The organism is Salinibacterium sp. SWN248 (genome assembly GCF_015864575.1).
Taxonomy (GTDB): Bacteria; Actinomycetota; Actinomycetes; order Actinomycetales; family Microbacteriaceae; genus Rhodoglobus.
In genome coordinates this window covers 208,983-222,252 of the sequence record NZ_JADYWW010000001.1, presented here as the reverse complement: position 1 = coordinate 222,252, position 13,270 = coordinate 208,983, and the positions used below count along the sequence as shown (strand labels likewise).

11 protein-coding genes are annotated in these 13,270 nt (G+C 61.6%); 9 read left to right on the top strand and 2 right to left on the bottom strand.

The annotated features are described in order from the left end of the window. Positions 1–290 precede the first annotated feature (290 nt). Positions 291–1,574 carry a M20 family metallo-hydrolase gene (locus I6E73_RS00995; protein WP_307784191.1) on the top strand — a complete coding sequence of 428 codons (1,284 nt, stop codon included), beginning with the start codon at positions 291–293 and terminating at the stop codon, positions 1,572–1,574. Then, positions 1,571–2,938: an NAD-dependent succinate-semialdehyde dehydrogenase gene (locus tag I6E73_RS00990; RefSeq protein ID WP_197122412.1), complete on the top strand. Its 1,368-nt coding sequence runs from the start codon at positions 1,571–1,573 to the stop codon at positions 2,936–2,938. The genes I6E73_RS00995 and I6E73_RS00990 overlap by 4 nt, the downstream gene beginning before the upstream one ends. Positions 2,939–2,995: 57 nt before the next feature. On the opposite strand, the gene I6E73_RS00985 is transcribed toward I6E73_RS00990, so the two are convergent. Together I6E73_RS00985 and I6E73_RS00980 are read right to left on the bottom strand one after the other, a co-directional pair. After that, positions 2,996–3,367 (bottom strand): DUF2834 domain-containing protein, encoded by a 372-nt coding sequence (locus I6E73_RS00985; RefSeq protein WP_231600495.1) that lies wholly within the window; start codon positions 3,365–3,367, stop codon positions 2,996–2,998. Next, positions 3,342–4,406: a LacI family DNA-binding transcriptional regulator gene (locus I6E73_RS00980; RefSeq protein WP_197122410.1), complete on the bottom strand. Its 1,065-nt coding sequence runs from the start codon at positions 4,404–4,406 to the stop codon at positions 3,342–3,344. Before I6E73_RS00980 ends, I6E73_RS00985 begins: the two co-directional genes overlap by 26 nt. A gap of 281 nt (positions 4,407–4,687) precedes the next feature. Between I6E73_RS00980 and I6E73_RS00975 the strand changes: the two genes are divergently transcribed. From I6E73_RS00975 to I6E73_RS00945, 7 genes are all read left to right on the top strand, one after another. Next, positions 4,688–5,986 carry an ABC transporter substrate-binding protein gene (locus I6E73_RS00975; protein WP_197122408.1) on the top strand — a complete coding sequence of 433 codons (1,299 nt, stop codon included), beginning with the start codon at positions 4,688–4,690 and terminating at the stop codon, positions 5,984–5,986. A gap of 74 nt (positions 5,987–6,060) precedes the next feature. Further along, positions 6,061–7,020 (top strand): carbohydrate ABC transporter permease, encoded by a 960-nt coding sequence (locus tag I6E73_RS00970; protein ID WP_197122406.1) that lies wholly within the window; start codon positions 6,061–6,063, stop codon positions 7,018–7,020. A 2-nt stretch (positions 7,021–7,022) separates the two neighbouring features. Next, positions 7,023–7,958 (top strand): carbohydrate ABC transporter permease, encoded by a 936-nt coding sequence (locus I6E73_RS00965; RefSeq protein WP_231599614.1) that lies wholly within the window; start codon positions 7,023–7,025, stop codon positions 7,956–7,958. Positions 7,959–8,053: 95 nt separating this feature from the next. After that, positions 8,054–8,818, top strand: coding sequence for an SDR family NAD(P)-dependent oxidoreductase (locus I6E73_RS00960; RefSeq protein ID WP_197106917.1), 765 nt, complete (start codon positions 8,054–8,056; stop codon positions 8,816–8,818). Further along, positions 8,815–10,662, top strand: a complete 1,848-nt coding sequence (locus tag I6E73_RS00955; RefSeq protein WP_197122404.1) for a heparinase II/III family protein — start codon at positions 8,815–8,817, stop codon at positions 10,660–10,662. Before I6E73_RS00960 ends, I6E73_RS00955 begins: the two co-directional genes overlap by 4 nt. Then, complete coding sequence (locus I6E73_RS00950) at positions 10,659–12,626, top strand: DUF4962 domain-containing protein (RefSeq protein WP_307784190.1); 1,968 nt, start codon at positions 10,659–10,661, stop codon at positions 12,624–12,626. Before I6E73_RS00955 ends, I6E73_RS00950 begins: the two co-directional genes overlap by 4 nt. After that, positions 12,623–13,267 carry a DUF624 domain-containing protein gene (locus I6E73_RS00945; RefSeq protein WP_197122401.1) on the top strand — a complete coding sequence of 215 codons (645 nt, stop codon included), beginning with the start codon at positions 12,623–12,625 and terminating at the stop codon, positions 13,265–13,267. The genes I6E73_RS00950 and I6E73_RS00945 overlap by 4 nt, the downstream gene beginning before the upstream one ends. The last annotated feature ends 3 nt before the right edge of the window (positions 13,268–13,270 follow it).

Sequence of the window (13,270 nt, the reverse complement as noted above, 5' to 3'; positions counted from 1 at the left end):
TTCGAACAGATTTCAGTCTGTGCAGATGCACACAATGTCTGCTCAATGATACGCGTATCCGTGATTGCTGGAACTCAACATCGTTGGAATCATTGATTCACCGGTTCTATCGTCGGCAAACCCTGACCGCGCACGCCTCGTTATCGAGGTGTGCAAATGGTCAGAGGGATCCTGGCGGGGTGAACAGTTCTCCCGAGATCGCTCGCCGACTTTAGTGGAGCAGCAGGAAAGCACAAAGAGGGCATTCGCCTTGAGCGCTCTTGCCACAAACGAAGAAGGGACCCGTCCCCGTGGACGCTAACGACATCACCACCGACGCCGCATTCTTGGCCGATTTTGCCACGATGAGCCTGTTTGGAGCCACCGGAGCCGGTGGCGTTGACCGCCAGGCCGCCAGCGCTGCCGACAATGAGCAGCGCCGGTGGTTCGCTGGGTTGCTTGAATCTCACGGCTTCACCGTTGAGTACGACCGCATCGCTAACCAGTTCGGTCTGCTCGAGCTGGTTCCTGGTGCGCCGTACATCATTGTCGGATCCCATATGGATTCCCAGCCGACCGCGGGCAAGTACGACGGTGCCTACGGAGTGCTCGCAGCAGCACACTCCGCCTTCCGCCTCAAGCAGGCTTGGGAGCAGGGTTCGTTCACTCCCGTGTACAACTTGGCCGTCGTCAACTGGTTCAACGAAGAGGGCTCGCGCTTCGCCCCCTCGATGATGGGCAGTTCGGTCTACACCGGCAAGATGGCGTTGGAGACGGCGCTCGCGGTCACCGACCACCTCGGAGTCACCGTCGAGCAAGCACTCGCCGAGACCGAGTTTGTCGGTTCCGGCGATGGTCCGCTGGCTGTCGGCTGCGCGGAGATTCACATTGAGCAGGGTCGCCTGCTCGAGAACGCCAAGGTCACGATCGGTCTCGTCACGGCGACGTGGGCGGCAAGCAAGTACCGCATCGTTGTCAACGGCGAGCAAGCCCACTCGGGCGCGACCGTCATGGAAGACCGCCACGACGCGCTGTTGGGAGCTTCACTTCTCGTTGTTGCCGCCCGCCGCCTCGCTGACCGTTTTCCCGGACGCCTCCACACGGCCATCGGTCAACTCGACGTGTACCCGAACTCACCCGTCGTTGTGGCGTCGAAAGTAACCCTTCTTCTTGACTTGCGGTCGGGTGATGAAGCAGTTCTCAAGGAAGCCGACGAGATTCTGGCCAGCACCATCGCCGAGATCGAAGCGGATGCCAAGGTCTCGGTCGACATCGATTTGTCGCACTCGTGGGGCATCAACCCTTACCAGTCCGAGGGCGTCGACGTCAGTCGCTCCTCGGCGGAAGCACTGGGCCTTTCGCACATGGACATCATGACTGTTGCTGGTCATGACTCGACCAACATGAAAGATATTGTTCCCACCGTCATGCTCTTCGTTCCCTCGGTCGAAGGAATCTCTCACGCTGAAGGCGAGTACACCACCGACGAAGACCTCGTGGCCGGTCTCGCTGTTATCGCTGCGGTGACTCGCCGTCTGGTGGCGGGCGAGCTCGCTCCAGCAACATCCGATTCAACTGACAAGGAACTTTCGTGATCGACTACGCCGTTACAGACCCCGCTACCGGTCTCGTTGTCAAACGCTACGAGACCGCGACCGACGCACAGGTAGCAACGGCTGTCGCTTCAGCAGGCGAGGCCTATCGCCAGTGGCGTCTCGTTCCTATCGCGGAGCGTGCGGCAATGCTGCGGAAGGTTGCTGATCGCTACGCTTCCGATCGCGAACGGCTTGCTGAGATAATCATCCGCGAGATGGGCAAGACCACCGCGGAAGCTCTTGGCGAAGTTGACCTGTGCGTGAGCATTTATGCTTTCTACGCCGACAACGCGGAGGCGTTCGCGGCTGACAAGCCCATCGATGTGGCATCCGGTTCGGCTTATGTTCGCAGCGAACCCATTGGCGCCCTTCTGGGCATCATGCCGTGGAACTACCCGTACTACCAGGTCGCCCGTTTTGCGGCGCCGAACCTCGCATTGGGCAACACGATGCTGCTCAAGCACGCCCCGAGCTGCCCAGAATCGGCCGAAGCTATTGCCGAGATCTTTGCGGATGCCGGATTGCCGGAAGGCGTGTACGTCAACGTTTTCGCCACCAACGAGCAGGTCGAGACGATCATCGGGAGCCCCGTTATTCAGGGTGTCTCGTTGACCGGTTCTGAGCGTGCTGGGCGTGCCGTCGGCGCGATCGCGGGCCGCGAGATGAAGAAGCTCGTTCTTGAGCTCGGCGGATCGGACCCGTTCATTGTTCTTGACGATGCTGACCTCGATGCAGCTATCGCCGGTGCGGTTGCAGGCCGGATGGGCAACGCCGGTCAAGCCTGCAACGCCTCGAAGCGCATCATTGTGCTCGATGCGATCTACGACCGTTTCGTTGAGGGTTTCGTGGCTCAGGTTCAGGCGCTGAAGGTGGGTGAGCCTAGAGAGGGAGGCGTCGCCTTCGGCCCCCTGTCATCCGAGGCCGCTGCTGCTCAGGTTGTTGGTCAGGTAGAGGATGCGGTCGCTAACGGCGCAACGCTCCTCACTGGCGGTGGTCGCATCGATCGCCCCGGTGCCTATGTGCAGCCGACCGTCATCGCGGATATTCGACCAGGCACCCGCGCCTACAGCGAAGAAATATTCGGACCGGTCGCTGCCGTGTACCGGGTTGCGGATCAGGATGCGGCTATCCGCCTCGCCAACGATTCGCCGTATGGACTCGGAAGTGTGATTTTCACTACTGATGACGTGCGAGCTCAGGCTGTTGCCGAGCAGCTCGAAGTCGGCATGGTCGCAATCAACGCCCCGTCGCAAACCCAGGCCGACCTCCCCTTCGGTGGAGTGAAGTCATCAGGAATGGGCCGAGAGCTTGGCGAATACGGCATGGCCGAATTCGTGAACCGCAAGCTCATTCGTCGGGCGTAGTTGCGTGACTGGGGGAGCGGCCGTGTAGCGGCTGCTCCCCTTTTTCTGTGCCCGGGGCTAGCGACGGCCGAGCTCCACGAGCTTGCGCTCGCGCATCGCGAGGAACAGCGGGAAGGTGAACGCGAAGGCCGTGATGCCCGAGAGCACGATGTAGAGCCAGGCCCGCTTCATCCCGAGTCGGCGCGCTTCGATGATGATCAGGATGCTGCCCGCAACGGCCACGATGAGAAGGTCAACGCCGAGCGAGTTGACGGCCGGGCCGCTGCCGAACCAGTCGCCGAGGTAGTCGCGCATCTGCACGATTGCCAGCGCGTTGAAGATCCACGTGCCGACCAGACCGATGATGGAGAGCACCGCGAAAGTGATCGCGGTCGCATTCCAGTGGCGGAGAAGAGCGGGGCGCTTACGGTCGTGGGGTTGCGGGGACATGCTCCGTAGACTCTCGCACCACAAGCTCTGGGCGCAAGAGAACCGAGCTGCCCGGGTCGGTCGACTCGTTCGAGCCGCGCTCGACAGCCTCCGAAACGGCAAGCTGCGCCATCCGCGTGATGGGTTGGCGAACGCTCGTGAGCGGCGGGTCATAAAGGTCGGCGAGGATGATGTCGTCAAAGCCGATCACAGAAACATCGCGCCCGACCTTGAGCCCCAAATCGCGCAGGCCGCGGCAGAATCCCAGTGCCGTCATGTCATTGATCGCTACCACCGCAGTGGGGGCATTCTTCGGGTCAGCGAAGAGGTCGCGTGCGGCAGCCCGCCCCACTTCGGCAGCTTCGACGTCGCCAAAGTGTGCGGCATCCATCCCTGTCCATTGCGGCATGTCAGCGACCGAGAGCCCAGCAGCTTCGATGGCATCGCAATACCCGCGGTAGCGCGCTGAACGGTTGACCGAGCGAATCGAGCCAGACACGAAGGCGATGCTGGTGTGGCCAAGCTCGAGGAGATGCGCGGTGGCGACCTGGCCGCCCACGTTGTTGTCGATGCTGATGCTCACCACCGATTCGGGATCATTTGGTTGAGCTGGTCGATCAAAAGTGACAAGACGGAGGCCCTCGGCGATCACATTGCTGACGTGATCGAGCGACGGCAATGAGGTGCAGAGGATGATGCTGCGCACGCCGTCTTCCCACAGCTCTTCGACATAGCGGCGCTCGCGTTCGGGATCGCGCTCGCTGTTGCAGAGCAGAACGCTGCATCCCAAAGCCAGCGCTGCCACCTCAACCTCGTGAGCGAATGCTCCCCAGAATGGGTTGCCGACAGACGGCACGACGAGGCCAACGGTTTGAGTTTTGCCATTGCGCAACTGGCGGGCCGCACGGTTGGGCCGGTAGCCGAGTTCTGAGATCGCCGTCTCAATGCGTGTTCGTGTCGCAGCGACCATTCGACCCTGACGGTCGTTGAGGAAGTTGGAGACGGTGCTGGGGGAAACGCCAGCGGCCTGCGCCACATGCTGGATGGTTACTCGAGCCACGTGACCTCCTTTGGTTGATGGCGATCCTGATGATCGCTGTTTCAGTGTAACGATTTATTGGTTTTCGGCAAACGGCCTCTGAACCACTCGCGCCGGCGTAGAACCTATTCAAATAAAACCTATTGACGTAACGAGACAGACTCGTCTATGGTCAGTGCATCGTTACACCGATTTCACCCACCCCCCTAGGAAATCGGCCAGGAATCGAATGAGCCGACGACGACGTCGCGGAACGAAGGCACTGGAGCCGTCGCTCAATCTCAGCTTGAGAGGACATGCACATGGAAGTGAAGTCACGAATGCGCCGCACAGCATCGGTCGCGATGGTGGCCCTGTTGGGTCTCGGTCTCGCCGCCTGTTCAGCAGGAGAAGCAGACACTGATCTCAACCCCGACGAGGTTTCGGGCGAGATCAGCCTGCTCACCCCCATCTTTGAAGGAAGCCCCGGGCAAGACCTTCTCGAAGACGAGCTGCTTCCGCAGTTCTACGAGGAGTACCCCAATGTCACGGTCAACGTGGACTACACGACCTATGGCAACCTCAACGAGAAGCTCACGACGGCTGTCGTTTCGGGCCTCGTGCCCGACGTGATGCTCATGGGCGTCGGCTGGATCGAAGCCTTCGCCGACAAGGGAGTACTTGCCGACCTCGGCGAACTCGGCTTGAGCGAAGACACCCTCAAGGAGAGTTACACCGACGAGATCGTCGAAGCCGGCATGTGGGATGGCAATGTCTACGCCGTGCCGATCATGCTCGACACTCGCTTCGGAGTCGCTCGCATGGACATCCTCAAAGAAGCTGGTTACGACAGCCCGCCCTCCTCATGGGAAGAGCTCATCGAGATCGCCGAAGCGACCACCGTGCGCTCATCCAACGGTTCGCTTGAGCGTGCAGGCTTCGACATGATGTCGCTGGATGCCCGCCAAGCCTTCGAAACGATTCTTTTCTCGGCCGGCGGCGAACTCTTCAATGACGACGCAACGGCACCCGCCTTCAACAGTGATGAAGGTGTTGCGGCTCTTGGCCTCATGGCTGACCTCGTGAACAAGTACGAAGTTGAAGACATCGGCTTCACGTCGACGGATGACATCGTGAACCCGCTCATCAATGGTCGGGCCGCAATGGGCATCGCTCACAACAACTTGTGGACGCAAGCGCTCGAAGCGGATGAAACCGTGCTCGACAACCTTGAGCCCTTTGTGATTCAGGGCGAAGCATCCGGCATGTTCTTCGGCGGAACCTTGGCGACTGTTGCCAACAACTCGAAGAACCCGGAAGCAGCTCGCGCACTCCTCGAGTTCCTCTCGAGCCCTGACGCAGCACTCGCGGCCAACGAACAGCGCGGCAACGTGCCGGCTCTGACCGAACTGCTCGACTCTGACTACGTGCAGTCGAACCGTTTCGTGCAGTTCGCCATGGAGAACTTGGATGTCGCCCAGCGCGAGGGCGGCCCGTCACAGTGGCTTGAGGTGCGTGGCGATTTCGCCCCCGCAGTTCAGGGCGCTCTGCTCGGACAGAAAACTCCCCAGGAAGCACTTGACGATCTCGCTGCTCTCGTTCAGACAGCAATAGACCGCTAGTTCCTCCCCTGAGTGCCCGGGCGACCAACCCGCCCGGGCACTACCTCCCCAGACTTCAACCACACGAGGGCGTGATGACCACTACAGAGCGACACCCCATTCGCAGCGCGGAAGCGGCAGCGAAGCAGGGTTCCCCATCCACCGCACCGAAGAAACGCAAGCGGATCAGTACCGCGGAGAAGAAGCGTCGCCGTGCTGGCTGGCTGATGATCACGCCATCGGTGATCCACGTAGGACTGTGGACACTGATCCCTGTTATCGCGACCTTCTATCTTTCGTTCACTGACTACGGCATCTTCGAAGCGCCGAAGTGGATCTGGTTCGACAACTACGTCGAAATGTTCAACGACGCCGTCTTCATGCAGTCCATCGGCAACACCATTTGGTACACGTTCTGGACAGTGCCCGTATCAATGGCCGTCGCTGTCGTGGTGGCCGTGCTGCTGAACCAGGGCCTGAAGCTGCAGAAGTTTTACCGCACCGCCTTCTTCCTTCCTCAGGTCACCGCCACCGTCGCCATCGCGATGGTGTGGCTGTGGATCTTCAACCCGCAGTACGGTCTGCTCAACGCCATGCTGGAAACGATCGGCATTCCTGGTCAAGCCTGGCTCGTCGACCCGCAGTGGGCGCTGCCCTCGGTGATCTTGGTCGGCGCGTGGCAGGGCATCGGAATCAAGATGCTCATCTACATCGCGGCACTGCAGAACATTGACGAATCGCTCTACGAGGCAGCATCGCTCGACGGCGCATCCTCTATTCGCAAGTTTTTCAGCATCACCGTTCCGATGCTCAAGCCGGCCACATTCTTCGTCTTCATCATCTCGATCATCGGTGCCTTCCAAGTGTTCGACCAGATCTACGTGCTCACCGACGGTGGCCCCGCGAACGTCACGACGATGATGACCTACGAGGTCTATCGCTCGGCGTTCCAAGAATTCCGGATGGGAATGGCATCCGCTCAGTCGGTCGTGCTCTTTGCCTTCCTCCTCTTTGTCACTCTCATTAGCCGTCGCGTCACCAAAGAAGAGGACTAGTGATGACTCTCCCTACTATCAAAGCCCTCGCGATCAGCGAGCAGGTCACGGTTGTTCCGCGCAAGCGGTGGTTCCACCACGCGAAGGGCCGTCAAGCGGCGCTCATCAATGTGGCGCTCATCCTCGGCTCGATCACGATGCTGGTGCCGTTCCTGTGGATGGTGCTCACGAGCCTCAAGTCGCCGGCCGAACTGGCACAGTTCCCGCCCACGTTCTTTCCGCAAGAGTGGATGTTCAGCAACTACGCGGCGACTCTGGATGCTGCGCCGTTCGGCCTGTACTTTCGCAACAGCTTTGTGATCGCCACCACTCACACCCTCATCACTGTCGTGTTGGGCTCCATGGCGGGGTATGCGCTGGCGCGTATTTACTTCAAGGGGCGGGAGGCGATCTTCCTCGCCTTTATCGCGATGCTGATGATCCCCACCTACACGAAGATCGTTCCGCAGTTCCTGCTCGTGAAGTTCATGCCCCTGTTCGGCGGCAACGACATCCTCGGCCAGGGCGGTAGCGGTTGGCTCGACACCTGGTGGGCGCTCATCATTCCCGGTGGGCTGAGCGCATCGGCCATCTTCTTGTTCCGTCAGTTCTATTTGTCGCTGCCGAAGGACCTCGAAGAGGCAGCGCGCATCGATGGGCTTGGCGAGTTTCGTATCTTCGCGCAGATCTATACGCCGCTCATCAAGCCAGCGATCGCGACTGTCGGGCTGCTGACGTTCCAAGAGAGCTGGAATAACTTCCTGTGGCCCTTGCTCGTGACGACCAGCAGCGATCTGCGCGTGATTCAGGTGGGGCTCGCCGTGTTCCAGCAGCTCGACAACACGCAATGGCAGTACCTGATGGCCGGAACAACGATGGCGACGGTGCCCATGGTGGTGCTGTTCATCTTCGCCCAGAAGTACTTCATTCAAGGCTTCACCAACGCTGGCATCAAGTAGCGGAATAGCACGGTAGCCACCCTGAACGACTGGCGGCACCGCACGAACCTTCGACTAATCAACACCCAATCAATAGATAGGCACGGTAATTAGACATGAGCATTGACCTCACCGGACGACGCGCACTCGTAACAGGCGCAGGAGCAGGAATCGGCGCGGCCATCGCGAAAGCACTGGCGGCGGCGGGAGCTGACGTAGTGGTGCACTACGCGAACAGTGAAGCGGGAGCCACCGCCGTCAAGGAAGAGATCGAAGCGGGCGGGCATCGCGCACTCGCGGTGCAGGCTGACCTCACCGATTCAGCGCAGGCGACGAAGCTCGTGGATGCCGCAGTCGAGTTCCTTGGCGGCCTCGACATCCTCGTCAACAACGCCGGTCACTTGGTGGGCCGCGCCACGATCACCGAGACCACGGATGAGCGCTGGAACGAGGTCATGGATGTGAACATTGCGAGCACCTTCTTCACGACTCGCCAGGCCCTCCCCGCGCTCGCCGAGTCGGAGCACGGCCGCATCATCACGATGGCATCTCTCGCTGCCGAAAACGGTGGTGGTGCTGGATCGGTTGTCTACGCAACCTCGAAGGCTGCCGTTGTCGGTTTCACGCGTGCTCTCGCCAAGGAGATCGCCGGCAAGAAAATCACCGTCAACGCTGTTGCTCCTGGCTTCATCGGCGAGACCGCCTTCCACGAGACCTTCACTCCGGGCGAAGCCCAGAAGAACATCGTGGCGGGCATCCCGCTCGGTCGCGCCGGCACCGCCGGTGACGTTGCTGACGTTGCTCTGTTCTTGGCGTCCGACCTCTCGTCGTATGTCACGGGCCAAGTTGTCGACATCAACGGAGGCCTCAACTTCCGATGAGTTCAGTTCCGCAGCAGCCGGGCGGGTGGTGGCATGACTATGTCTGCCCCACCCACGGCATCGAGTTGGGCGCCCGCGAGGGTAACGAGTTTCTGTGCAGCTACGGCTGTCGCCTCACGGGTGACAAGGTCGAGGCCGCCTGGCTCGCGCTTGAACATCAAGCCCTTGCTCGGGCCGCCCGGGTTGCTGCGCGACAGTACGCGCTGCACGGTGACGTCGCCGATCGTGAGCGTGCTGTCGAGCTCGTGCTCGATTACGCCGCACTGTACGACCAGATTTCGGCCGGCGGCTGGAGCGAACGCAGTGAATCGTGGATGCTGCGCGGCAAGCTCTTTGCCCAAGCACTCTCTGAGGCGCAGTGGGCCGTCGGCTTCGCGGATGCGATCATCACGCTCGGACCAATCCCTGAACTTCACGAGTCGGCAACTCTCAACCGCACCCTCGAAGGGCTTGCTGACACGCTGGCCGAGTCGCGCCGCATCCTCGTCGAAGACCGCAACGACCAGCGCAGCAACTACACCGCGTGGTTGAATGCCGCCGCTCGGCTTATCGCGTTAGCCCGCGAGTCGTTGGGTGGCGAGCCTGTTGCCGCACACTTCGAGACCGCGATCGTGGATCACTTGCAGCTCGCCGTGCGTTCTGACGGCTGGGAGTGGGAGGCATCCACCTACTATCACGTGTTCGTTTTGCGGGCCTATCTTCTGGGCCTGCGTGGGCTCGACCCGCAGCAGGTTGCGACTGAGGTTGCCGATACTGTGCGCCGCATGATCGATGTACTGGTGTCGATCGCGGCCCCCGATGGATTCTTGCCCGCGCTGCACGACGGCCCCTACGACCGGGTCGCGATGCACCGCGAGGTGTTGGAGATCTGTTCGCTGGGTGCTCAGTTCTTCAGTGACACCGGCCTGACGACTGTGCAGTCGTGGGTCGTCGAAAGACTTGGTGCTGACCACGATGGTCTCGAGTGGATGCTCGATGGCTGGTTTGTGGGCGCACCGCTTGACCGCGCACCGGTGGTGGTCGGTTCGCGAGCATTCGAGGATGCCGGGTATGTCGTGTTGCGTGATTCACGCAATCGCATGGTCGGCATCCTCGATGCTGGACCCCACGGCGGAGCTCACGGTCACTTCGACAAGCTCGCGCTCTATCTCTATGGCGATGGCGTTCGCTGGCAGCCGGCCCCGGCGGTTCCGCCTTATGGGCATGCGCTTCGTCATTCGTATTACGCGCGCACGATCGCGCATCCGACGGTGAGCGTTGATGGCGCCGATCAGGTCGAAGCAACCGCCGAGATCACCGCGTGGGATGCTGCGACCTCGCGCGTCACGGCCGTCACCACGACCGCGATCGAGGGCGTGCGCCTGAGCCGCACGGTGCAACTCGCCGACGGAGTGCTCGTGGATGTCGTTCACGTCACGTGCGACGACGGCGAACCACACACGATTGCGCTTGGTCTTCGCCCTGCCGTTGATTTCAGCGTCAGAGTTATCGGCAACTCGTGGCGTTCGACTTGGGGTGCTGGTGCGGGAGCAGCTGCTTCGCCCGTGGGCGCGCACGCCACAACTGGCGAGCAGACTCTGCCGGCCTTGAACGGTTGGCACTGGGCCGCCGGCGAAACCACGCTCGACCTCCACGCCGGTCGCGGGCCCTCCGACGACCCAAGCCGGCTCCAAGGAATCGGCGACTGGGTGACCACGGCCCCGACCGCGACTTTCGTGAGCGTCTACAGCTTCGATCCCGACGCCACCATCGACTCCATTGAGACCCATATTTCCGATACCGCTGTGGTGATTGAGATCGCCACCGCTGACCACGACACTTCCCGAATAGAGGTAGCACTGTGACCACCCCCATGCTGATTGGTAGCCGCGAAGCTGAGCTGCGGAGCGCGCTGGATGGCCCGTTGAGCGCGCAATTCCGTCGACTCTTGGAGGAGTGTGAGCGCGCGAAGGGTATGGAACTTCCGCAGGAACACCCGCTGGCATCCATCACCTATTTCGGGCCGGGTTCTGCGAACCTTGCGCTCGCGTACCGCCTCACCGGTCAAGAGGCGTACCTCGAAGAGTTGCGTCGCTGGTTGGCGCCGCCGCTGTCGTTCCCGCACTGGGGCAAGGCGAATCTGCCCGACCACGACCTCGATGCCGGCTGGATTCTGCACGGGCTCTCGCTCGCGTACTCGTGGGCTGGCGATGCGCTGCGTCCCGAAGAGAAGCAGGCGCTCGAAGACAAACTGCTGTTGCAGGGCCAGCGCATGTACGAGTTCGCCGTGGAGAAAGAGGGCGGATGGTGGTCGTCGTCGTACTGGCAGAACCACAACTGGATTTGCTACGCCGGCCTCGCCACCGCGGGCTACGCCCTGCAAGAGAAGTACCCCGAAGCCAAAGCCTGGACGGAGCGCGCGAAAGATAACTTCGGCAAGGTTCTCGACTCGCTTCCTGATGACGGCTCCAACAACGAGGGCGTCGTCTACTGGCGCTACGGAGTGCCGTGGATCGCGAGTTACCTCGACGTGCTGCGCGACCAAGAGGGCCTCGACTGGTTCAATCGCGGCACCTATCTAAAGGAAACGTTCTGGTACCGCCTCTACCAAGCAGCTCCGGACATGGAGCGGATCGTCGATCACGGTGACTGCCACGACCGCCGAAGCGGGCACCCGGTCGCCCTGTATTACAAGCTCGCTGCCGAGTACCGCATCCCGCAGGCACAGTGGTTGGCCAACAAGGTGTCGACCGAGTTCTATTGGCGCGAAGCCTACGAGAGTGGAGTGCGGCCCGGCGTTCGCCCCGAGGCGTACCAAGAGCTGCTGTGGTTCGACCCCACGGTTGAGCCGGCCGGCCCGGAAACTCTCCCGCCGAGCAAGTACTTCGAAGACCTCGGACTCGTGGTTGGGCGCAGCTCGTGGGATGAGCAGGCGAGCCTCGTCTCGTTCAAAGCATCGCCTGGTGGCGGCCACAAAGCGTGGGATCAGTCGCACCGCCAGCGCAAGGAGAACGGCTGGGTCACGCTGAACGCGGGACACCACCACCCTGACTCGGGCTCGTTCGTGTTCCTCGGGAACGGCTCGTACTTGGCGATTGACGAAGGCTATTCGTCGCGCAAACTCACTGAACACCACAACTCGATCCTCATTGACGGCAACGGTTTCGTGAACGAAGACCGGTATCACGTGTTCGAAGAGCTGGCCGAGGAGTTCACGGCCGAGATTTTGACGACCACGATCAAGGACGGCTGGACGCATGCGGTGAGCGAGTCTTCCGCGATGTACGACCGCGACCTGGGCGTCACGCGCGTTCGCCGCCACCTCGTCATGACGCCCGGGGGAACCCTCGTGATCGCCGACGACCTCGCCGCCGACCAGCCCCGCACCTGGACGTGGCTGCTGCAAACCGACAACGCTCCGGTGGCGCTCGCCGATAAGCGGTGGCGAGCGGATGCCGGTCACGGTGTCATGCCGATCGCTGCGCTCGATGACAATGCCACCAGTGAGATCGTCGAGACCTTCGTGCACGCCAACCCCACGTCATCCACTCCGAGCTTGGCGATCAGCAAGAAGCAGCACACGCTCAAGCGCGTGAGTGAGCCGACGACGAGTGCACGCTTCGTGACGGTGCTCGAGTCGCGTCGCTGGGATGACACTGCCCCGGCGAGCATCCGTTACGACGTCGCTGCCGGCGGAGTTCGTGTGGAGATCGAGCGCGACGGAGTGACCGAAACCGTATCGTTGGGCTTCGATGGCGACGCTCCCACGCTGGGCGCAGCAGCCGTCGTGGGCGAAGGATTCCAAGGAAACACGAACGCGCGACGATGAGCCAGCCGAAGAGAACCAAGCGCCGCACGCCGCGGTGGGAGCGCAGCATGCTGACCGCGCTCACCTACCCGGGCAACATCTTTCTGGGTTCGCTTGCGGTGCTGATTCTCACGCTCGGCATCATCACGGTGCTTCCCGCTGCGATCGCTCTCGCTCGAGCGTTCGCGCGGTGGATAGTCGATAACGATGACAAGGTCTTCACGAACACTTTTCGGGAGTTTCGCGATACGTGGCGTCGCACGCTCGGCCTCGGCATCATCGCGACCGTGGTGCTCGCGATCATGGTCGGCGATGGCGTGTTCTTGGCGTACCAACTGGCTCAGGGCGGTGGCTCGATTGCGCTGATGCTCAGCGCCGCCGTCATCCCGGTGGCTGCCGGTGTGTGCGGACTGTTCGTAGCCACGACCGCCGCCGCGACCCTCAGCCCGGAAGCGGATGCTCGAACCTGGGTTCGGGAGGGATTCGTGTTGATGCTGCAGCATCCGCGTCGCGCGCTCTTCGTGTCGTTCACGGTTGCGGTGACTCTCGTGGTGTCGATTCTGCTGCCGACGATTGCGCCCTTCGCTGCGATCGCGGTGCCGGTGTATGTCGGGGTGCGGGCCTGGGGCCCGAAACCTCCCGTCAACGACGAACAGGATTAGGGC

Excerpts from the sequence above, each read along its gene's own strand:
- I6E73_RS00945 (WP_197122401.1), top strand. The coding sequence starts at position 12,623 with ATGAGCCAGCCGAAGAGAACCAAGCGCCGCACGCCGCGGTGGGAGCGC.
- I6E73_RS00975 (WP_197122408.1), top strand. The coding sequence starts at position 4,688 with ATGGAAGTGAAGTCACGAATGCGCCGCACAGCATCGGTCGCGATGGTG.
- I6E73_RS00985 (WP_231600495.1), bottom strand. The coding sequence starts at position 3,367 with ATGTCCCCGCAACCCCACGACCGTAAGCGCCCCGCTCTTCTCCGCCAC.
- I6E73_RS00960 (WP_197106917.1), top strand. The coding sequence starts at position 8,054 with ATGAGCATTGACCTCACCGGACGACGCGCACTCGTAACAGGCGCAGGA.
- I6E73_RS00965 (WP_231599614.1), top strand. The coding sequence starts at position 7,023 with ATGACTCTCCCTACTATCAAAGCCCTCGCGATCAGCGAGCAGGTCACG.
- I6E73_RS00955 (WP_197122404.1), top strand. The coding sequence starts at position 8,815 with ATGAGTTCAGTTCCGCAGCAGCCGGGCGGGTGGTGGCATGACTATGTC.
- I6E73_RS00970 (WP_197122406.1), top strand. The coding sequence starts at position 6,061 with ATGACCACTACAGAGCGACACCCCATTCGCAGCGCGGAAGCGGCAGCG.